Annotated in this window: 17 protein-coding genes; 8 read left to right on the top strand and 9 right to left on the bottom strand. The window is 60.6% G+C overall.

What is annotated here, in order from left to right; all coding sequences use genetic code 11:
- Positions 1-6 precede the first annotated feature (6 nt).
- Complete coding sequence (locus tag CTP10_RS22615; RefSeq protein WP_116322194.1) at positions 7-1149, top strand: enoyl-CoA hydratase/isomerase family protein; 1143 nt, start codon at positions 7-9, stop codon at positions 1147-1149.
- 122 nt (positions 1150-1271) lie between these two features.
- Complete coding sequence (alaC, locus tag CTP10_RS22610) at positions 1272-2492, top strand: alanine transaminase (RefSeq protein WP_116322195.1); 1221 nt, start codon at positions 1272-1274, stop codon at positions 2490-2492.
- Between the two features lie 42 nt (positions 2493-2534).
- On the opposite strand, the gene CTP10_RS22605 is transcribed toward alaC, so the two are convergent.
- Positions 2535-3737, bottom strand: coding sequence for an RNA-guided endonuclease InsQ/TnpB family protein (locus CTP10_RS22605; protein WP_116322196.1), 1203 nt, complete (start codon positions 3735-3737; stop codon positions 2535-2537).
- A gap of 647 nt (positions 3738-4384) precedes the next feature.
- Here CTP10_RS22605 and istA point away from each other — a divergent pair.
- The 3 genes from istA to CTP10_RS22590 all read left to right on the top strand — a co-directional run bounded on the left by istA (position 4385) and on the right by CTP10_RS22590 (position 7375).
- On the top strand, positions 4385-5884 hold the full coding sequence (istA, locus tag CTP10_RS22600) for an IS21 family transposase (RefSeq protein WP_116324069.1): 1500 nt from the start codon (positions 4385-4387) through the stop codon (positions 5882-5884).
- Positions 5881-6708, top strand: coding sequence for an IS21-like element helper ATPase IstB (istB, locus tag CTP10_RS22595; protein WP_116324068.1), 828 nt, complete (start codon positions 5881-5883; stop codon positions 6706-6708). Before istA ends, istB begins: the two co-directional genes overlap by 4 nt.
- Before the next feature lie 451 nt (positions 6709-7159).
- The gene (locus CTP10_RS22590; protein WP_116321080.1) at positions 7160-7375 is read left to right on the top strand and encodes a helix-turn-helix domain-containing protein; all 216 of its coding nucleotides are present in this window, start codon (positions 7160-7162) and stop codon (positions 7373-7375) included.
- Positions 7376-8592: 1217 nt separating this feature from the next.
- On the opposite strand, the gene CTP10_RS22585 is transcribed toward CTP10_RS22590, so the two are convergent.
- Positions 8593-9930: an IS4 family transposase gene (locus CTP10_RS22585; protein WP_022533124.1), complete on the bottom strand. Its 1338-nt coding sequence runs from the start codon at positions 9928-9930 to the stop codon at positions 8593-8595.
- 874 nt (positions 9931-10804) lie between these two features.
- Here CTP10_RS22585 and CTP10_RS22580 point away from each other — a divergent pair.
- Both CTP10_RS22580 and CTP10_RS22575 read left to right on the top strand, forming a co-directional pair.
- On the top strand, positions 10805-11692 hold the full coding sequence (locus CTP10_RS22580) for a phage integrase N-terminal domain-containing protein (protein WP_116321082.1): 888 nt from the start codon (positions 10805-10807) through the stop codon (positions 11690-11692).
- Between the two features lie 90 nt (positions 11693-11782).
- On the top strand, positions 11783-12028 hold the full coding sequence (locus CTP10_RS22575; RefSeq protein ID WP_147316224.1) for a hypothetical protein: 246 nt from the start codon (positions 11783-11785) through the stop codon (positions 12026-12028).
- A gap of 42 nt (positions 12029-12070) precedes the next feature.
- Here the strand turns inward: CTP10_RS22575 and CTP10_RS22570 are convergent, their stop codons facing one another.
- From CTP10_RS22570 to CTP10_RS22560, 3 genes are all read right to left on the bottom strand, one after another.
- A complete protein-coding gene (locus CTP10_RS22570; protein WP_116321084.1) occupies positions 12071-12463 on the bottom strand; it encodes a hypothetical protein in 393 nt (130 codons plus the stop codon).
- A 76-nt stretch (positions 12464-12539) separates the two neighbouring features.
- Positions 12540-13367 (bottom strand): siderophore-interacting protein, encoded by an 828-nt coding sequence (locus CTP10_RS22565; RefSeq protein WP_199414633.1) that lies wholly within the window; start codon positions 13365-13367, stop codon positions 12540-12542.
- A gap of 78 nt (positions 13368-13445) precedes the next feature.
- Positions 13446-14078 (bottom strand): PadR family transcriptional regulator, encoded by a 633-nt coding sequence (locus CTP10_RS22560; RefSeq protein ID WP_116321218.1) that lies wholly within the window; start codon positions 14076-14078, stop codon positions 13446-13448.
- Between the two features lie 296 nt (positions 14079-14374).
- Between CTP10_RS22560 and CTP10_RS22555 the strand changes: the two genes are divergently transcribed.
- A complete protein-coding gene (locus tag CTP10_RS22555) occupies positions 14375-15427 on the top strand; it encodes a hypothetical protein (RefSeq protein WP_116321086.1) in 1053 nt (350 codons plus the stop codon).
- Between the two features lie 10 nt (positions 15428-15437).
- Here the strand turns inward: CTP10_RS22555 and CTP10_RS22550 are convergent, their stop codons facing one another.
- The 4 genes from CTP10_RS22550 to CTP10_RS22535 all read right to left on the bottom strand — a co-directional run bounded on the left by CTP10_RS22550 (position 15438) and on the right by CTP10_RS22535 (position 20249).
- The gene (locus tag CTP10_RS22550) at positions 15438-16799 is read right to left on the bottom strand and encodes a cytochrome P450 (protein WP_116321087.1); all 1362 of its coding nucleotides are present in this window, start codon (positions 16797-16799) and stop codon (positions 15438-15440) included.
- A 16-nt stretch (positions 16800-16815) separates the two neighbouring features.
- Positions 16816-17994 carry a hypothetical protein gene (locus CTP10_RS22545; RefSeq protein WP_116321088.1) on the bottom strand — a complete coding sequence of 393 codons (1179 nt, stop codon included), beginning with the start codon at positions 17992-17994 and terminating at the stop codon, positions 16816-16818.
- Entirely contained in the window at positions 17994-18335 is a 342-nt protein-coding gene (locus CTP10_RS22540) for a hypothetical protein (RefSeq protein ID WP_116321089.1), read from the bottom strand. The genes CTP10_RS22545 and CTP10_RS22540 overlap by 1 nt, the downstream gene beginning before the upstream one ends.
- Before the next feature lie 486 nt (positions 18336-18821).
- A complete protein-coding gene (locus CTP10_RS22535) occupies positions 18822-20249 on the bottom strand; it encodes a capsule biosynthesis protein (protein ID WP_116321090.1) in 1428 nt (475 codons plus the stop codon).
- Positions 20250-20296 lie beyond the last annotated feature (47 nt).

The raw sequence follows: 20296 nt of genomic DNA, 5'->3' as shown, positions 1-20296 counted from the left end.
GCCGTCATGCGCCTGACCGAATCGGCCATCTCACCGCTCAACGCTGGCACGCAGGATGCCGAGCCTGAGGTCCTGTTCGACATCGTCAACGGCGTCGGCATTGCCACGCTGAACCGGCCGCGCCAGCTCAATGCGCTGTCGTATCCGATGATCGTCGCGCTGCGCGCGCAACTGGAAGCCTGGGCCCGCGACGACGCCATCCGCGCCGTGGTGCTGCGCGGCGCCGGGCCCAAGGCGTTCTGCGCCGGCGGCGATATCCGCGCGCTGACCGACAGCTACCGCGACGGCACGCCGCTGCATCGCCGCTTCTTCATCGACGAATACACGCTGGACTACCGCCTGCATCGCTATCCGAAGCCGCTGGTGGCGCTGATGGACTGCGTCGTCATGGGCGGCGGCATGGGCCTGGCGCAGGCCGCGCACCTGCGCATCGTGACCGAACGCTCGCGCGTGGCCATGCCCGAGACCGGCATCGGACTGGTACCGGATGTTGGCGCCAGTCATTTCCTGTCGAAGTTGCCGGTGCAGCTGGCGCTGTATCTTGGCCTGACCGGCGTCACCATCGGCGCCGCCGACGCGCTGCTGTGCGGGCTGGCCGATGCCGCTGTCGACAGCGGCACGCTGGCCGGACTGGAACAGGCACTGGCCGCCATCGCCTGGGGCAGCGACGTGCTCGCCGACCTGCGCCATGCGCTGGTGCGCGAGCCGGTGACCAGCGCCGCCGATGCCCCGCTGCTGCAGGTGCTGCCCGCGCTGCTGCGCCATTTCCCCGCGCACGCCACGTTGCCGGAAATCCTGGCGAGCCTGGCGTGCCAGGACAATCCGCTGTACACCGCCTGGGCCACGCGCACCATCGACGTATTGCGTACGCGCTCGCCGCTGTCGGCTTGCGCGACACGCGAACTGTTGCTGCGCGGCCGGCGCATGGACCTGGCCGACTGCTTCCGCATGGAGCTGGCAGTGGTGGTCAATACGTTCTCGCGAGGCGACTTTATCGAAGGCGTGCGCGCGCTGATCGTCGACAAGGACAACGCGCCGCGCTGGCGCACTACCAGCTACGAGGGCGTCGCGCCGGACGATGTGCAGGCACTGTTCCGGCCATGGTGGGCGCCCGGCGAACAGCCTTTGCCGCTGGACTTGCCAGCCTGAACGAATATGCTTCCATCCGTTGTGCAATTTCAACTTCCCCGCTAACATAAGTCCACGGCAGCTGAGACAACAGCTGCGGACGTCGCTCGGACGGTTCCGGGCGCTTACGTAAAGGACCCCACATGACTGCCGCTTCCTCCGGCAAGCGCCGCTTCGCGCGCATCGATCGCCTTCCCCCGTACGTTTTCAACATCACCGCCGAACTGAAGATGGCCGCCCGCCGCCGTGGCGAGGACATCATCGACATGAGCATGGGCAACCCGGATGGCGCCACGCCGGCGCATATCGTGGCCAAGCTCACCGAGGCGGCGCAGCGGCCCGACACGCACGGTTATTCCGCATCAAAGGGCATCCCGCGGCTGCGGCGCGCGATCTCGCACTGGTATCGCGAGCGCTATGACGTCGAGATCGACCCGGATACCGAGGCCATCGTCACCATCGGCTCCAAGGAAGGCCTTGCGCACCTGATGCTGGCCACGCTGGATCGCGGCGACACGGTGCTGGTGCCCGATCCCAGCTACCCGATCCATATCTACGGCGCGGTGATTGCAGGGGCGGATATCCGTTCGGTGCCGCTGGTGCCCGGCATCGACTTCTTTGCCGAGCTGGAAAGCGCGATCCGCGGCAGCTATCCCAAGCCCAAGATGATCGTGCTGGGCTTTCCGTCCAACCCTACCGCGCAATGTGTCGAGCTCGATTTCTTCGAGCGCGTGATCGCGCTGGCGCGCAAGCACGATATCTTCGTCGTGCACGACCTGGCGTATGCGGACATCGTCTTTGACGGCTGGAAGGCGCCGTCGATCATGCAGGTGCCGGGCGCCAAGGATATCGCGGTGGAGTTCTTCACGCTGTCCAAGAGCTACAACATGGCGGGCTGGCGCATCGGCTTCATGGTCGGCAATCCGGACCTGGTGGCGGCGCTGACGCGCATCAAGAGCTATCACGACTACGGTACCTTCACGCCGGTGCAGATCGCCGCGATTGCCGCTCTGGAAGGGGATCAGCATTGCGTACAGGAGATTGCCGCGCAATACCAGTCGCGTCGCGACGTGCTGGCAAAGGGGCTGATCGAGGCAGGCTGGCCGGTCGAGATTCCGAAGGCGTCGATGTATATCTGGGCGCGCATTCCCGAGCCTTACCGCGCGCTGGGCTCGCTGGAGTTCGCCAAGCAGCTGCTGGCCAAGGCCAAGGTATCGGTGTCGCCGGGCATCGGCTTTGGCGACTACGGCGACGAATACGTACGATTTGCGCTGATTGAGAACGAATCGCGCATTCGGCAGGCGGTGCGAGGGATCAAGGCGATGTTCCGCGCGGACGGGCTGTTGACATCCACCCCTGCCTGACGGCCGAGGACTCCTACCACGTCTGAAACGATTATCGCCATTTCAGATCGCCTCGGTGGGTTCCTGCTTCGCTGAGCGGCATGACTGCGCCGGCTCTCCACAGGCTGCAACGCGTTGTCCCCGCGCCAGAATATTGATCGCGCCGACGAGATCGGCATGCCCTTCGAACCCGCAGGTCACGCAGGCGAAGCGCTCTTGGGTCTGCCGATTCTCCGCAGCCGCGTGGCCACATCTGGGGCAGATCCGGCTAGTGTGCTGTGACGGCACGGCTATGAGCCAGCCGCCATTCCATGCTATTTTGTATTCAAGTTGGCGACGGAATTCGTACCAGCCTTGGTCGAGGATGGCCTTGTTCAGGCCGGACTTGGCTCGAACGTTCTTGCCTGGCGCCTCGGCCGTGCCTGCTGCCGACCTAGACATGTTCCCCACCTGCAAGTCCTCGATACACACCATCGCGTGGTTTTGGCTGATTGTGGTCGTGGCCTTGTGAAGGAAGTCGCGGCGCGTGTTTCCAATGCGGGCGTGAATACGCTGAAGCCTGGCTTTCGCCTTTTTCCAGTTGTTGCTGAACTTCGTCTTGCGGCTCATCGACCGCTGTGCGCGGCGCAGCTGAGCCTCGTGGCGTTTGAAGCTGTTGAGCGGCTCGAGAAACGAGCCGTTGCTGAATGTTGCGAAACGGGCAATACCAACGTCGATGCCGATGGCACTGGTTGCCTGCGGCATCGGCTGCTCGACTTCGCGCTCCGTCTGGATCGAGACAAACCACTTGCCCATGCTTTGGGACACGGTGGCGTTGCGCACCTCCCCTAGCACGTTCCGACTGTTGCGGTATCGAATCCATCCAAGCTTGGGAAGGAAGATGCGGCTGTTTCCCTGATCCAGCTTGATCTGCTTCGGGTCGGGGTAGCGAAAGCTGTCCCGCAGGCCCTTCTTCTTGAAGCACGGAAATGCAGTTCGCTTGGCGAAGAAGTTCTTGTAGGCCCGCTCTAAGTCTTTGAGCGCATGTTGTAGTGGGTGAACTGGAGAGTCCTTGAGCCAAGGCGTTACCGGCCCATTACGCCACTCAGTCAGGCGCTTGGCCATTGCCACATAGCCGATAAATTTACCGCCCGCCTCGTAGTTCTCCTTTTGCAACGCGAGTGCCTTGTTGTAGACGAATCGGCACGAACCAGCAAAGCGCTGCATGTTGCACTGCTGTTCGCCATTCGGCTTTAGCTCGAACTTGAAGGCTTGGAAACGTTGCATCGGGGCCTTTTTACACTTGGACCATGAGGAAAGGGTTTTGAAGCTGCCGCCACTGCGTCCTCCTGATTCGTGTTCATTTGGTCTTCGTGATCAACAACCATCGCGACGTCCTCCAAAGGTCTGGACATGCGAGTACAGGATAAGACTCGATCACGACGGATGAACTCCGACAGCAAGGGGGCAAGGCTCAAGGCGTTGCACTCTCTTGGCGAGCCACAACACGCGCCACACCCATACTTAGCTGCGGGAAGGAAATCGACAGCGTGCGCAATGACCCGAAAGCGAGCGAGAGGAACGAACCGTTAGAGCGCTGATTCTGCGTAGACGAAAATTACCAAAAGCCACGGGCAATTTACTCGTCGGATTTCTTTTGCAACGTAGACTTTGACAATCGAAACTTTGCCTGTGGCGCTCCTCGCGCTCCTTCTCCTGTGCGCGCAGACTGTTCTGAGCAACCCAGATGAAAAATGCCGCGATAGGCAGACCCACAGTGGGCGGCGACAATCATTTTGTCCGGCGTAGCGACAAACATCTTGGCCGGTGGCGGGGACTCGGAGGCGGCGTAGCCGCCGGAGAGTTCCCGCCACCGGCGGCGCCGAGTTGGCCGGGTTCTACGATGGCTGATCGCATCTCGAAGCGGTCAGTCAATGTCTGGACCCCGTATTACCGACCAACAGGTTCGCCTCTACATGTCTAAACGCAAAGAACACAGCCAGGAGATTGCCGCCGCCAAGGCCGGCATCAGCGTACGCAGCGCTCGGCGTATCGAATGTGATGCCCGTCTGCCGTCTCAGAAGCCGCGTCGCTACTGGCGATCACGGCCCGATCCGTTCACCGATGTCTGGGACACGGAAGTCGTTCCGATGCTCAAGAGCGAGCCACGTCTGCAGGCCATCACCATCCTACGCAAGCTCCAGGACGACCACCCCGGCCAATATCCCGACAGCGTACGCCGCACGCTCGAGCGACGCATCAGCCAATGGCGGGCCGTGTCCGGCCCGGCCAAGGAGATATTCTTCCCGCAGGAGCATGCGCCGGGCATCCGGGCGCTGTCGGACTTCACCGATATGCGGGCGTTAGACGTCACCATCGCCGGCCTCCGGTTCGATCACCGCCTGTATCACTTTGTGTTCGCGTTCTCTCGATGGGAGTATGCGCAGGTGGTCGAAGGTGGAGAGAGCTTCGAGGCACTGTCCTCAGGCTTGCAGAACGCGCTCTGGCAGGCCGGCGGCTGCGCGCGCGAGCATCGCACCGACAGCCTGTCTGCGGCGTTCAAGAACCTGCGGGAGCGGGAGGACTTCACAACGCGTTACGAGGCGTTGCTGGAACACTATGGGATGAATGGCACGCGTAACAACCGCGGCAAAGGCCACGAGAACGGCAGCGTAGAATCGTCCCACCGCTATCTGAAGGAGGCCGTTGACCAGGCGCTGATGTTGCGCGGTCACCGGGACTTCGAGGATCGAGCCGCCTATGAGGAATTCCTGCGCGACGTTGTAATGCGTCGCAACCGACGTAATGCTGCGGCGTTCCGCATCGAGCGCGAGCAGCTTATGGACTTGCCGCCTCGGCGCACAACCGACTTCGCCGAGGAGGAAGCGCGAGTTACCCGGTGCAGCACCTTTACCGTGCGCGGCATCCTCTACAGCGCGCCGTCGCGCCTGATTGGCCACCGTCTGAAGGTCCGTGTCTATGGCGATCGACTGGACTGCTATCTGTCTGGAGCGATGGTGTTCAGCACCCCTCGTGGTTCCCACGCCGCCAACAGTACCCGGCGGTCCATCGACTATCGGCACTTCATAGACGGCCTCAAGCGTAAGCCGCAGGCCTTCAAGGGACTAGCCTTCCGCAACGAACTGTTCCCGCGGGAGGCCTATCGGCGAACCTGGGAGCAGCTTGACGTCCGCGTGTCGCAACGCGATGCATGCAAGACGATGGTTGGCCTACTTGAGCTGGCTGCCATGGACGGCATCGAGGCTGTATTGGCCACGCGCCTGGAGGCGATGCTGTCCGACGGGGCGCTACCGAACCTGGAGGCACTGCGCGAGGAGTTTGCGCCGCGGCAAGCCGACTGCCCGGTCATTCATGTCCAGATGCCACCGGCCAGTTGTTATGACGCCCTGCTGGGCCAGGGGGCGGCAGCATGAACGCACCCATCCCCCACGACTCCGCGCGCCTGACCCTGATGCTCAACGAGCTGCGCCTGCCTACTATCGGCCGCCTGTGGCCAGAGTTTGCGCAGCGTGCCGACAAGGAAGGCTGGCAGGCCACCCGCCTGCTTGGTGCCTTGCTCGAGCATGAGTTAGCCGAACGAGCCAAGCGCCGCATCGAACGCCACCGCACCGAGTCTCGCCTGGACCTGACGAAGACGCTGGCCACGTTCGACTTCAGCATGGTGCCGATGGTCTCCAAGGCTCACGTCATGGCGTTGGCTACCGGGGATTCCTGGCTGGAGAAAGGCGCCAATGTTCTGATCTTCGGCCCGCCTGGCGGCGGCAAGAGCCACCTTGGTTCGGCCATCGGACACGCGCTGATCGACGCTGGCTACCGGGTGCTGCTTACGCGTACCAGCGAGCTCGTCCAGAAACTCCAGGCGGCAAGGCAAAGCCTGCAGTTGCCCGCCACGCTGGCCAAGCTCGACCGCTTCGACCTGATCATCCTTGACGATCTCTCGTACGCCCGTAAGGACCAGGCGGAAACGAGCGTGCTGTTCGAACTGATCGCAGAACGGTATGAGCGGCGCAGTCTGCTTATTACGGCCAATCAGCCGTTCTCTGGGTGGGACAACGTGTTCCCCGATCCGGGCATGACCATCGCCGCTATCGACCGGCTCGTCCACCATTCGACGATCTTCGAAATGAACGTCGAAAGCTACCGCCGGCGCACCGCCAGCGACAACCAGTCCAGCCGACGACGATCATCCAGCGACAACGACAATCACAACGATATCGGAGCGACAACCATGACCTAAGACCTACCGACAATCATCCCGGCTAACCGGCCAAGATGGTTGTCGCTGGACCGGCCGTCCTGCTTGACGCTGTCTACACAGCCAAGGCGGCTAAGCCGATCGTCATAACGACTCCCCGAATACATTGTGTGTCGTGGTGCAAGAGAGCTCCCACCCACACAAACGTAGGCCAATAAGCACACACGACATACTGGACCGAATTCGCCCGCAACTCCTCCTAGATTCGTCCCGCATCGATCAAGAGGCTGCCACCACCAATAGGTGCTACAAGCAGTCACCACAGCTGACTTGTAAAGGGTCGCCTACCCTCCTCGTAGCACCAGTAAGCCCCTGCGGATTTGTGCGGTTGCACTGAAATAGCCTCGAGCGCAGAAAAAGCATACGCTATCCAGCGACTTATGTCACGATTAGTGTGTGGCCGATTAGTGTTCATACTCCGACAGTGGCGGGTATGAAGAAAACCTTACGCCATCGCTTCGGCGAGCGAATTCGCGAGCTTCGCCAAGCCACCGGCCTGTCCCAAGAGGCCTTTGCCGATGATGTGGGATTTGCACGAACATACATGAGCCGCATAGAAACGGGCGCCGCAAACCCGTCCCTCGATGCCATCGAAGCACTGGCCACCGCACTCCGTATCAGCGTGGCGGAACTCTTCAGCACACTATGAGCGCGCCCACCAACCCTCTGGGGTCCGAACCGCATGTGAGAAGCCAACTTGCTCAATGGGGCACCATGAAGGCGGCGAAAAGGCAAGACGAGTGGATGTACTTGAGCGCCGGAGACTTCTGAGCGAAACGGCGAGGCATTCGACATGGGCTAACGGTTTGGCGCAGGTGCGACTTGCAAAGGTCGATGTTGCATATTATGCTAGTGTCACTTTTAGCCCTCTGGGCATCGACCTTGGCGCTGTGCGCCACAAGCTGTACGCGACATGACTTCCCCGGCCGGGCGCTTCACTGGCGCCTACCATCCAGGCCATAGCGCGTTCATTTTTTGGCCTTTGGCTGGGCTGTCTAAGTCCGTCCATTGCGCAAGCAGGCCGGGTTACAATTGGCCCCACTGCCCCTGAACGCGGCGGAACGATATTTCGTTTCGTTGCGCGCGCCGCACGGCAGTTTTTTCAAGACTCAGCTCAACCGACTTGACAGGCTCATCGCGGTACACGCTTGCGCGCCTCGATGCATAGCGACAACTCCGACATGGACTAAAGGTCCGGCGGAGTTGCGACTTAGAAAAGTCGATTTCGCACATTATGCCAATGTCACTTCTCGCCTCGCGCGCCTCGACCCTCTGCGCTACTCGCCACAAGCTATACGCGGCATGACTTATTCGGGCCGGCACCTTATCTCGGTGACTGCCGCCTCAGCCGTAACCGGCCATTTTTAGCGCTCCTGACTGGACTCCCCAGTTCGACCAGGCATCAACTTCCGCGATTTCCACAGACCTTCTCCCGCTTCTGAACGGGGCGGCGAGACCTTAACTGTTGCGTACGCCGCATCGCAGTCGGTCTTTGAGTTCAATTGACATGGGCGCGCCCAAGACAGGAGGCAGGCAACCTTGCTTCCGCAGACCTTCCATCGAAGAGATCGACGCCGGTGTGAGAATTTGATCCAGCAAATACGCGGGATGACACGTTTCGCCCGTTCGAAGCAGCCGCATTGCAAGCTCCTACAGCAAACAAATTAGCTCGTTGCGAGGCGCGAGCTCACTGGTATCACGCGTAATTGCTTCATTTTTCCAGTCTGGACCGGCTCGTTAAGCGAGCCCCTTCCAAGCGATCCCAACGTCGTTTTGATGGATCGAACACTGAAGCACCCCATCGACTTGAAGGCTTTCACAGCTCGATTTCACAGACATAGTTAAAGGCATTTGATTACACACATCTCAGTCGTCAAGTTCACGGGCGTACCTGAGGCCTGCGGCGAAATCCACCACTCGCTGCAGGCCTTGCCAGATGGTCTTGACTCCGGGTTCGCCGTCGCCTTTGCGCGCCAGGAAGCCGCCGAGCATAGCGACCAAGCGCACGACCTCGTTCAGACGCGGTGACGTCTTCGGCGGCTTCTTCTTGTTGAGAATGAATGCCGCGCGCCATTCATCGCGCTCGAACAACAGCCCTGCATCCAGGTCCGGGCAAGTTCGGCCCAGTCGCATCAACCGAGCGATGCGCCATGCCACCACCATGAACAGCGCCAAGGCACGCTCAAGCCGTGCCATCGATGCGAGTTGCAGCGCCTCGACCCGACAGCCGTTCTTGAGCACGTGAAAGAATAGTTCCACTTCCCAGCGCGCGCGGTACCAGTCAATAAGCTGTGCTGCTTCGTCAAGGTCGTCCACCTCGCGATTACTCAGCAGTCGCCATTCAATCGGTTTGACGCCGGCCGGCGGGTCGACCTCCCGGGCTACGATACACGTGGCACTCACCACGCCGCCTGCAGCATCAGGCAACGCGACACGTTGTGCCCACACCTGCTGCCGTACCGCGCGCGCTGGCTGAGCCTGACGGGCTGCCAGCGTAAAGTGAATCCTGCCCACTGGCTCACCCGCAGTTACTTGGTCCCACAGCTTGCCGCCGCCAGGCAAGGTGCGATTGTGCTGCGAGCGCAGTAGCCAATCCGCCGGGTGGCCCAACTCCTTCGCTTTGACCATCAGCGCCATGATGTCCGACTCCCGGTCAGCCACATAGACGAGTCGCGTGGCAGGCAGTGCGGCCGCCTGTTCGGCGACTCGCTCATATCCTTCGGTCCAGCGGGTACTTTCCTTGATGCCGGGGCGCACGCCATCCGCACCCTTTGGCTCGCGCGCCCACATGTAGGCGTCAAGCACGCCCAGCGGTTCGCGCGATGGCGTTACCGCGTAAGTCGGGTGCAGATACAGCCCGCGTTGCGCCTCATACGACAGCGGCCCCAAGCCTGTGATGGTCTGGCCGTTAAAGTCCAACTCCGTGGTGTCTTGGATGCATAGCACCACTTCGCAAGCTCGCATCCGCTCGGCCGAACTCTGCCAGTGGGGCGCCAGAATATCGCGCCAGTCCAGTTCATCCTGAGCCAGGAAGCGGTACGCCGCAGCCGTTTCCGCCCACCCGCCGCATGCGCTGGGTATGCTTGCCGTCGGCTTCTCTGCGAGCCGCTCCGCTAGCAGCACCGCCCGTTTGTTCAGGCGCTGGTCGCCCAAGTCAATGTCCTTGAATTCTGCCGCTGCCCAACTCGTTGCCTCTCGCTGCATGTGCCGCCCAAAATGCAAGAGTGAACGACAATCCGAAGGAGTTTACAACCCCACCCGCTATGTCATTGACCGTAAACGACTTTTCGCGGCACCCCATGGGGCATGACTTGTGTGTAATGAGGTGAGTTAAAGGCCTACCAAGGATCACTACGCATATATTTTCCTAGCGGCACATTCAATAAAGCACGACATTATTTTAAAGATTTCACCTACGTTAAAAACTCGTCTTTATGAATTTTCATGAGACGTAAGGCGTCTCTAGATCACATCAAATATACAAGACGATATTTCTTCATGTAGAAGGTCTGGCATTCCATGATTTTTTCGTTTCTTTATTCATGCTACCAAGATTACTCACGATCGAAGTCCATGATCAAATATTTTTTACCAACCCTTTAAATATTAAGATCACACCACTTTACAATTCTCTTCACTTCAGTTTCCTCGATCGATAGCTAATGGCTTATTTCTTCGAATGACACGATATACGTTTTTCTACACTTGCTTCGCATCGATGTAAAGAATCCTTTATTCACTTCTTTCTGCGCATTTTTCTCGGGCCATCCTGAGCATATCCGAAGCATCTTCGGAGAGTTTGTCCGCACTCTAAAAGCGGACATCCGGCAGTGCAAGCAGTTGCTTGTTGGAAAGCAACGGAGGCGGAGATTGGTTTCCGCCTCACGCGGGCCCGGCATGTCGTCGCCAACACGTCTGTACGTACCCCAAGCGGGACGCACCGGCCTTGATGGTGATGCCGAGGCTAGCGGCTGTACGTACCCGTATCGCGTCCTGAGGGGCACGGTGCCAGGACTGGTATCAGCCAGTCGCATTTATCACTGACCAGAATTGACGCAGACAAAATTGAAGGAGTGGAATGAAGATCGATATCTTTGCTGACCTGATGCGCTTGGTAAAGCGTAATCGTGATGGCTCGTATGCGACGCAAGCCGCTCGCAAGTACGTGCTGGCACAAGTAGCTCATGACCTCAAGGACATGGGTTTCCGAACGCTCCCTGCGACCGGTTTAAAGCCAAAGCATGTTGAAGCCTTGGTGGCACGATGGAAGGCCAGCGGCATCGCGGCAAGCACCATGAAAAACCGCATGTCCCATGTACGGTGGTGGGCGGAGAAAGTCGGCAAGCAAAACTGCGTGCCGCGTAGCAATGGCGAACTGCAGATTGCGAAGCGCCGCTATGTTACAAATATTTCAAAAGCACTGACTATTGACGATGAGTATCTACAAAAGATCTCTGATGAACGTCTGAGGTGCTCTATCGAATTGCAGTTTGCCTTCGGACTACGACGTGAGGAATGCCTGAAGTTTCAGGCGAAATACGCGCTATCTGGCAGGCCCTTGGATGAAGTGAGTGAGATCAAACTTAAATCGTCTTGGTGTAAAGGTGGACGCTCACGTATTGTACCAATCACGGATGAACATCAGCGAGCAGTCCTTGCACGTGCCATTGCATTCTGCGGAAACGGCTCCATGATCCCCAAACATCTCCGCTATATCGATCAAGTTCGCCGCTATGTCCGGACCGTAAAGAAAGCTGGTCTATCGAAGTTGCATGGGCTTCGACATCAATATGCCCAGCGACGATACCAACAACTAACGGGCTGGCTCGCCCCCGCGGCGGGAGGCCCGATCGCACCGCAACTCAGCCCTGAACAGCGAAACATTGATCGCGTAGCACGACTGCAGGTGTCTTCGGAACTGGGCCACAATCGCGAGGAAATTACTGCAGTTTATCTAGGTCGCTAGCATTGATAGACGCCGCTCAATATAAATCCAATGCGCGGCATCGACTTCATTTTTATCATTATCCGAAGCTATTTCGGCAAGGAGCAATACATGACCGATCTCTTTGAAATGGAATTCGTTGCTTTGCTTTCACGCAACTTGGTGGAATTTGTTGAAGTGCTGTCGGCACGCGAAGGTTGGTATGTGCGTATCAATGGTTTCCAGTGGCTGCGCTCGCGAAAAAAAGAGCCGCACCGGTTTGATAATCTTGAGCACACCTTGCATTACCTACGCGACTTGGGCTGCACCCGTGTGTCGGTGGATCTGACCTTTTGGTCAGAGGAAAAAGCCACCTAATCAGAACTGAGCATGCGAGGGCCCAGCGCCCGTCACATGCACTTACAGCCTGCCGCCCGGCACGTGGGTTGGCCTGTCAGTCGGCAGGTTGCGCACGATGCAATCCAGGGCGGGCGCGTCCGAGCGCCCACCCAGTGCCGCACTGATGGAATCGCGGTACTGCTGCGCAGAGATGCGCTGGTAGTACAGGCGCGAGGTTTGGTCCAGCCAGTAGACGTAGTCGTCGTCGCTGCGGCTGCCGCTGGTGCGCAGCCACTCGCTGATATTGTTCGTCCCGACGATCATGTTCGGGCACGCGGTCCGCAGCGAATCGAGATAGGCATTGAAGTCGGTGGCCTGGCGGTTGCGCACGGCGTCCGGCGCACAGGCGGCCAGCATGGCAACGGATGCCGCGGCAGCGGCAATGATGCGCAACCGCTTGGATGCAGGCAGCATGGCAGTCCTCCCGCTGTGACGATGCCGCTATCTTATGGCAACGCCGTGTCCACGTACACCGTGTCCGCCGGCGGGCTCAGTCGTCCAGCGTCTCGTGCACCGCCGCGTCTCCACGCTTCCAGTAGGCCGATGCGCGGATGCGCTTCTTGTCGATGCCGCGCTCGCCGACCAGGTATTGGCGCACGGCCTTCATCGCCGCCGCCTCTCCCGCCGCCCAGACATAGCCTTCACCCTGCGGCAGCGTGACCTGGCGCAGCGCCCCTTCCAGCAGGCTACCCTCGGGGGCATCGCCGCGATGCAGCCAGTGCACCTCGACATTGGCCCGGCTCGGCAGCGCGATCTGCGCGGTCGCATCGCCCACTTCCATGACGACGATGGCACGCGACGCCGCGCCCAACTCTTCCAGCCGGCGTCCCACCGCGGGCAACGCCGTATCATCGCCGATCAGCAGATGCCAGTCGAAGCCCGTCGGCACCACGAACGAGCCGCGCGGCCCGCCCACGCCCAGGTACTGGCCCGGCCGCGCCTGCGCCGCCCAGGTCGACGCAGGCCCGTCGCCGTGCAGCACGAATTCGATATCCAGTTCCTTCGCGGCGGCGTCATAGCGGCGCGGCGTGTAGTCGCGCGCGGCCGGACGCGGCTGGCCCTCGGGGAAGCTGATGCCGTCCGGGCCGACCTGCGGCAGCACCGGTTTGTCGGCGCCGTCCACGGGGAAAAACACCTTCACGTGGTCGTCGAACGAGGCCGAGACAAAGTCTTCCAGCTCGGCGCCGCCCAGCGTCACGCGCAGCAATTGCGGCGTGACCTGCGTGGTGCGCACCACTTGCAGCAGTCGCATCTTCAGCGGATGGCGCACGCGCTGCACGGAAAGATCGCGGTTGGTTTCAGGGGCGTTTGCAGTCATTGAGGAATTCCTTGGTTGAGGGCCCGGCACCTGCCGGGCTCGGGTGCCGATGGCCGATGCCAGCGTCAGCGCCACGGTTCAGGCCTGAGGGCCGGCTTCGATCTCGGCTGCGGCGCGCATCAGGATCGCGGCAATGCGGCGCTGCTCGTCCGCGCCGGCTTCGCTACGCATCACCATCGCACGCTTGATCGCGGCACGCGCCTGCATCAGCTCGGGCAGCCAGCCGCCTTGCTCCGGTTCCGGCTGCGGCTCGCCGCTCATGGCCCGGCGCATCCACTCCATCTTGCGGGCGACGTGACGCAGCTTGGCCACCATCACATCGACACGCTCGCGGTTGGCGGCAAGATGCGCCTTGCCGGATTCAGACAGCTGGTAGCGCTTCTTGTTGCCCTCGGTGTCGACGGTGGCGTAGCCGACTTCTTCCAGGTAAGTCAGCGCGGGGTAGACCACGCCTGGGCTTGGCTTGTAGAAGCCGTTGGTGCGGGTCTCCAGCGCCTTGATCAGCTCATAACCGTGGCTCGGCTTTTCTTCGAGCAGGCTGAGCAACAGCAGCTGCAGGTCGTCGGCGCTGAACTTGCGGCCGCGCCGCCAGCCTTCGTTGTCGAAGCCGCCAGGGCCGTCGCCACTGAAGCTGTCGTCGTCCCGATGGCCCCAGAAACCCGCACCACCTCGGCCCATGGCATGGCGCATTAGGTGCGGAGCGAGGCGCATGGACGCCTCGTGCGGCCCGCCGTGTACGGCGTATTGGTGGCTTTTGTGCTGGAACTGGTGGCGCATAAGTCTCTCCGTATATCGCTAGACATATCGTAAGATATATATCGTACGATCTAAAGTCAACCCCGGAGATCGGTCGGCGCGTGCGCCACATCGGTGCCTTAGCGCACCAACACAGGTTGTGAATCGCCACCCCGCTTTCCACCATTCACTTAGCGCCAGCGACGCCACAGACGCTGCGGCAGCCAACCAAAGGTGGATTCAAGAACAACAAGTCCTACCGGGGAGACAACATGGGCGCCAACACGCAGCGCAGGCTCACTGCAATCTGTCTCGGCGCCATGATGCTGGCGCCATGGGGAATGGCGCACGGCGCCATGGAGGATGCGCTGCTGAGCGCGGAACCGGTGGTTCCGGCAGCGCGGGGATTTTTTGCTGAAACTGCCTATGACTCAGGTGGCCATTACCAGGGCGGGCATTTCCGCACAGGCTACAAGCTATCGCCCGCGTGGTCGCTGGAGGCCGGATACTGGCGCCGGAACGTCACCTATGGCGACGATTCCGCCGGCATCGACAGCTGGCTTGCATCCACCAGCTATGGCCTGATCACGACGCCCGATGCAGGCCGGAAGCTGACCTTGCGCCTGTCCGCGTGGGGCAACTACACCGGCAGCCTGAGCAAGACTGGGTCGACCGGCTCCGGCAAGATCGCCGATTTCACCATCGCGCATCCGAACGATACGCAAGTGCAGGCCGACGTAATCTACACAGGCCAACCCTGGACCAATCACTTCCTGACAGGCTTTTTCAGCGCCGGCTACAGCTGGGTTCGCGCCGGCGATATCCAGGGCACACTGAAACAGGGCTCCTGCCTCTACAACGTCAGGGTCAGCGCGGACAACATGGCCATCGGCACGCTTGCTGCACCGTGCCGGGTCGGACGCGCGTCGATCTCCACCGGTGGCTTTCGCATGAACGCCGGGCAGATCGGCATGGACGCGGGCGATGGCTTCAATGACGACGGCGCGTTCATCAGTGCCGGCGGTTCATGGCGGTGGCGCTATGGGGCGTGGAGCCTGGTGGCCGGCTACCACGCGCAGTACTTTTTCCGTGAACTGGACGACCGCTATACCGCCTACGGCGCTCCCAAGTCGCAGTTCAACCAGACCATCCTGCTGCAGGCCTCGTACGCGATCAACCGCTACGTAGACATATTCGTGCGCGGCCAGGGCGCGCAGAACAGCCTGATGGGATATGTGCCGATGCTTTATAACCCGGTCACGGCGAGCCGGCTTGACCGGTCGTATGCCTTGTTTGCGATCGGGCTGCGCATCAGCGGGTTCTGACGGGCTCCGGTCAGCGGCGGTGCAGGCGGACCCGGACACCGTTGCCCGATCGGATCGTCACGCGCCCAACCACTTTGGGCACATGGCCAGGATCGGCTTCGACACGATAGCGGCGCACGATGCTGGCGAGGATCAGCACCGCTTCCTGCGTCGCGTAGGCAGCGCCGATGCATACGCGCGGTCCCTTGCTGAACGGGATATACGCACACTTCGACGACTCCTTGCCAGCCTGCGTATCGAAGCGGTCGGGATCGAATTCGTCCGGCCGCTCCCACAACGTGCGATGCCGGTGCAGAAGCCACGGCGAAATCAGAATCGGCGAGCCCTCCTTCACCGACTTGTCGCGAATGCATTGCGACTGCGCCGCTTCGCGCACGAAGAACCCGACCGGCGGATACAACCGCAGCGTCTCGCGGAACACGTTGCCGATCGTCGGCAGACTCTTGATGTCGCTCAGCTCGAAATCTCGCTCACCAACCTCCTCCTGGATCTCCGCCAGCATCTTGTCCTGCAGGTGCGGGCATTGCGAGAGCAGGTAAAGCGCCCAGGTCAGCGCACTCGCCGACGTCTCATGGCCGGCCAGGAACAGCATGCACACCTGGTCTACCAGTTCTTCATAGGTGAACCGATCCCCGTTGACCGGATCGACCGCATCCATCATGCCCGCCAGGATGTCCTGCTTTGCGTTCCCCTGCCCGCTGTCACGCTCAGCCAGTCGCCGCGCGATGATCTCGGACAGAATCACACGGATCTTTTTGGCCGCGCGCCTGCTCTTCCACGCCGACAACACCGGCGGCAGGCGATAGATCATCAGGATCATCGCGCGCTGCGCATGATGCTGGAAATCCAGGAACGCGTCGTATATCTCCCTGGCGGCGGACTCCTCCAGGTTTTCCGACAGGATCGTCCGGAAAATGATGTCGGCGGTCACGTACGTCATCTCGCCATCCACTTCGTACGATTGCCCGTCCGCCGCCGCATCCAGCCGCCGGATCATGCCTGCCACCGAATCGGCCATCAGCGAGAACACCAGCTTCAGCCGCGCCTGCGCGAACGCGGGCTCCACAAGCCGGCGCTGCCGCTCCCACACCTTGCCGTTGGTCGTGAAAATGCTGGTACCGAGCAGCGGCTCCAGCATCCGGTGCATCAGCTTGTGCTTGGGATACTCATGCGTGTCGCCCAGGATCTTGCGCACCCAGTCGGCATCGTTCACCATGAAGATGTCCATGCCGGGCTGCGAGATCTTGCCCATCTTCATCGAATAGCTGCGCTCGAACAGCACATCGATCCACGAGTTCCAGCCACGCAGGAAGCGCAACAGGAACGAACTCTTGCGCGTGTGCGGCTTGGGATAAGGCGGCTGGAAATTCATTGCAATGGAAGCGGATTCAATATGGCTGGATACGGCTCGGTCCGGCCGTCATCCGAAAATAGTCGTACTCATTCGGCAAGGCGCTTGCCATCAGGTACTGGAAATGCAGGCGCTGCTTGCTGCGCTTCATGCGCGCATAGTCCTGCTTGCTGAACATGCGGAACGGACGCACCACTTGCTGGGTCGGACGCCCGACCCTGGCACCCTCGATGCCGGAAATGTCGAGCGGATTTGCCTGCGAGAAACAGAGCGAATCGGCGCGCGCGTTCATGTCGAGCCATTGCATGTCCTGCTCTTCGGACAGGCGCCGCAGGTCCTGGTGGAAGGCTTTGGCTGAAGGCATCAGGCTGAGCAGCGGGATGCACTGTCCGAGAGTGATTAGCGTAACGCGGCGCCGCTGCGCAGAGGATAGCGCTTCCGTCAGCTTCGCAGCCAGCGCGACGCTGACGATCGAGCCAACGCTGTGGCCGACTACCAATGCTTCATCGCAATCCGATGTCTTCAGGTCCTTCCGAATCCAGTCAGCAAAGGTATCGATTCGCGCCTTGATATCTTCCGGCTCACGCTCACCCCACCGCGGCACGAAGCGATAGATTTGCAGCAGCCAGAACACCGCTAGCCGGTTCGCCAGCGCAATGCCGCCGCTAAACAAACCAACACCGACGGAAATGCCGCCCGCCCATGCGAGCCAGGCATTTGCTCCGCCGATGCCGATCAGCGCCTTGACACCGACGGCGCATCCCGCCGCCAGCAACATCAGCAGCGCCAGGTAAGCCAACGGATACAGTGCGCTATAGAAAGGACCGCGAAACGTGCTGCTCAAGGACCCGAATGCACCGCATCCGATATAGCGGCCATAGGTGGTCAGCGCCGACAGCACTAACCGCCACAAGCTCGGTTCCCAGTGTCTGCGCACCAGGTCGTCCCAATGCAGGAACTGGTATTGCGTTGATACCACATGGCCATCCCACTCGCCATCGACATTCCAGCCGCTCACATGCTCGCCCAGCCGGGATCTCTTGCCTACCGTGACCGCGCCGCCATGATGGACAGCTTGCTTGGCGGATTCCTCGCGATACAAGCGGTGATAGTAAGCCGCGCCCCGAGGGTCGAAACCACTGACGTAGTAGACCTTGCGATGCTTTACTTCGCCCGTCCGGACAGGCGAAGATTTCTGCTGAATCGCTGCACTCATCACTGAGTCCGGTGGTGCAGATTCTTTTTCAGCACCAGATCGACGACCGGCTGCTCGCGCTTGTTCGCCCGGCGGCAATGGTCCTTCTGGAACTTGTCAGTAAACCAGATGATGAAGCGCGCCCACCAGCGGTGCTGCTCGCGCCAGGCGTGCGACGACACCGACTCCCAGGCATAGCCATTGAGCAGGGTCGCATTGACGAAATGGTCCAGCGCGCGCACGCCGGCACGGCCGCGTTCGGTTTTGCCAAAGAAGCCGATGTAGACGATCAGCAGGTATCCGAGGACGGCTAGCGGAACGATAAAGACCATCAGCAGGAAGCCGGCGATGCGTTCTCTCATGACTGCGGGGGGCGAGATTGATGATTGGGGGCGTTTGGGGCGGGGGGCGCCGGTGGCAGGCCAGCCTGCCGTGTCGAAAGGACACCTGGCGCTGGCGAGCCAGCGCCCAGTAGTATAACGAGAGACAGCCTCTATATCAGTGCGTCAGCCAGCGGAGCAATCAAGCGAGCCGGTGTTACCGTTTGCATTGTTGTAGTTTTGAAACACAGGGTTGACCAGGACTCACATGAGATCGCGTCCGGCTCGATCCAACGCTCAATACCGGACAACCAAGCACATGCGGGTTTCCTCCTATTTGTATCCGACCCTATCGGTCGTTGAATACACCATAGCCCGTGCCGGCTCGAATAAAGGACTAGCATGCTGACCATCAGTCTTGTTTTGCTGTCTGTAGCTTCCCTGACCGCAGCCGTTATTGAATCCGCCGCCCAGGATTTGAATGATGAGCACATTTAAACGAGGCGCCATCGGGGGTAGCGTCTCTGCTTACCCCAGCAGCGCGGCCAGCACATTGACCGTCACGGTAAAGTCCCACGCTCTTCCGCTATAGGCATCTGCCGTGACGAGGCCAACAGCAAAGAGCGCACGTGCCAGGCGCCGCCGTTGCACATTCCAGCGCCGCCGCTCAGGAACCGGCACCAGCATGTCGTCGGCATAAAACGACGAATTGATCTGCGAGACATGGATCAGGTAATTCCTGAATCGCGTAAAGATATTCATGTCCACCGAGCCCGGATCGTTCCAGAACGCGTCGAGCGGCCCCTGGTACGTCAATCCCGGCTTGGCGTAGAAGCAGCGGCCGAGCGCAATCACCGGTACGCGGTGAAAGAGGGCTTGCAGCCCGGTGGTCGAGTTGACGGTCACCAGTCCCATGCATCGGTGCAGCAGCGATGGCAGGTGCGCATCGTGAATATAAAGAATGCGTCCACTCGCACCGAAGCGCGCCGCGCATGCCTCGATGGTCGCAGCGTAGTCCGTATGCCCGCGATCCATCGGATGATGCTTGAACACCAATACGCTGTCGGCGGGCGCATGCTCGGCGAACGAAAAGATCGTCCACTCGATAAAGTCTTCAATACGCCGCCATGGGCTATGTACGCGGATCTGGCTGTCGTTGTAGACCTGCAGCGGCGCGAGGAAGAAATGGGGATGCTCGCTTGCCAATAGCTGCTCGCGAAGCTCTCGCTCCTGCCAGCGATAGAGCTGCTTGCGGAATGCCGCCCGAATCCATCGACCCAGTTCATGTATGCCGATCGGCTTGTGATGCTGGTAGTGAGGATAGCGACGCGCTTCCGCCATACCGCCGGCAAAGTACCAGAACGAGTGCAGTGCCATCTTGCGGAATGAGTGCCGGAATTTGCGCGGCCTGGAAGGAACGGCCACCTTGGGAACATCTCCCATCGCCAACGGCGCAAGAGGAGAATCCGCATTGACGCCACCGCGCTCCAGCGTGACGTAGTCCGGCCGCACATAACCCTCTTCGAACGCCCAGAAGGCGATGCCCTGTTCCTCCGCCACGCGAGCCGCAATGCGGTGCTGACGCCGGCTGGTCCCAAACACGACGATCGCATCGATGCGACGCTGCGCCAGCAAGCTGCGCAGGAACGATTCCCACAGCACCATCGGCTGCGTGAAACGGACGATGTCTCCCGCCCGGTAGAAGAAGTCGTCGCCACCATTGAAGTTGACCTTGGTGACCTGGCTACCTTTCCCGACAAGCAGATCGCGCAGCCGCGAGAAGAACGGTCCGTTCGGCCCTTGCAGAAGAAGGATGCGCCGATGCCTGGCAATCTGCTCGATGCTGGCCTGCTCGGGTACGACCGGCCCTGCCACATCCTGCGCAGCCGTCTCCCGACCGACCTTCGTCGGACTCGGTATGTCAATGCTTCCAGCTGTCTTCCTGAACGACAACATTTCCCCGGCCCCTCGCGCTGCGCTTGTTTTCCGCTAAAAGCTATTTT

It is taken from the genome of Cupriavidus sp. P-10, assembly GCF_003402535.2.
Lineage (GTDB): Bacteria > Pseudomonadota > Gammaproteobacteria > Burkholderiales > Burkholderiaceae > Cupriavidus.
The sequence above is the reverse complement of the archived record's forward strand: the minus strand, read 5'-3'. Positions and strand labels throughout refer to the sequence as shown.

Coding starts and splice junctions, on each gene's coding strand:
- CTP10_RS22615 (WP_116322194.1), top strand. CDS start 7: ATGCGCCTGACCGAATCGGCCATCTCACCGCTCAACGCTGGCACGCAG.
- alaC (WP_116322195.1), top strand. CDS start 1,272: ATGACTGCCGCTTCCTCCGGCAAGCGCCGCTTCGCGCGCATCGATCGC.
- CTP10_RS22605 (WP_116322196.1), bottom strand. CDS start 3,737: ATGCAACGTTTCCAAGCCTTCAAGTTCGAGCTAAAGCCGAATGGCGAA.
- istA (WP_116324069.1), top strand. CDS start 4,385: ATGTCTGGACCCCGTATTACCGACCAACAGGTTCGCCTCTACATGTCT.
- istB (WP_116324068.1), top strand. CDS start 5,881: ATGAACGCACCCATCCCCCACGACTCCGCGCGCCTGACCCTGATGCTC.
- CTP10_RS22590 (WP_116321080.1), top strand. CDS start 7,160: ATGAAGAAAACCTTACGCCATCGCTTCGGCGAGCGAATTCGCGAGCTT.
- CTP10_RS22585 (WP_022533124.1), bottom strand. CDS start 9,930: ATGCAGCGAGAGGCAACGAGTTGGGCAGCGGCAGAATTCAAGGACATT.
- CTP10_RS22580 (WP_116321082.1), top strand. CDS start 10,805: ATGAAGATCGATATCTTTGCTGACCTGATGCGCTTGGTAAAGCGTAAT.
- CTP10_RS22575 (WP_147316224.1), top strand. CDS start 11,783: ATGACCGATCTCTTTGAAATGGAATTCGTTGCTTTGCTTTCACGCAAC.
- CTP10_RS22570 (WP_116321084.1), bottom strand. CDS start 12,463: ATGCTGCCTGCATCCAAGCGGTTGCGCATCATTGCCGCTGCCGCGGCA.
- CTP10_RS22565 (WP_199414633.1), bottom strand. CDS start 13,367: ATGACTGCAAACGCCCCTGAAACCAACCGCGATCTTTCCGTGCAGCGC.
- CTP10_RS22560 (WP_116321218.1), bottom strand. CDS start 14,078: ATGCGCCTCGCTCCGCACCTAATGCGCCATGCCATGGGCCGAGGTGGT.
- CTP10_RS22555 (WP_116321086.1), top strand. CDS start 14,375: ATGGGCGCCAACACGCAGCGCAGGCTCACTGCAATCTGTCTCGGCGCC.
- CTP10_RS22550 (WP_116321087.1), bottom strand. CDS start 16,799: ATGAATTTCCAGCCGCCTTATCCCAAGCCGCACACGCGCAAGAGTTCG.
- CTP10_RS22545 (WP_116321088.1), bottom strand. CDS start 17,994: ATGAGTGCAGCGATTCAGCAGAAATCTTCGCCTGTCCGGACGGGCGAA.
- CTP10_RS22540 (WP_116321089.1), bottom strand. CDS start 18,335: ATGAGAGAACGCATCGCCGGCTTCCTGCTGATGGTCTTTATCGTTCCG.
- CTP10_RS22535 (WP_116321090.1), bottom strand. CDS start 20,249: ATGTTGTCGTTCAGGAAGACAGCTGGAAGCATTGACATACCGAGTCCG.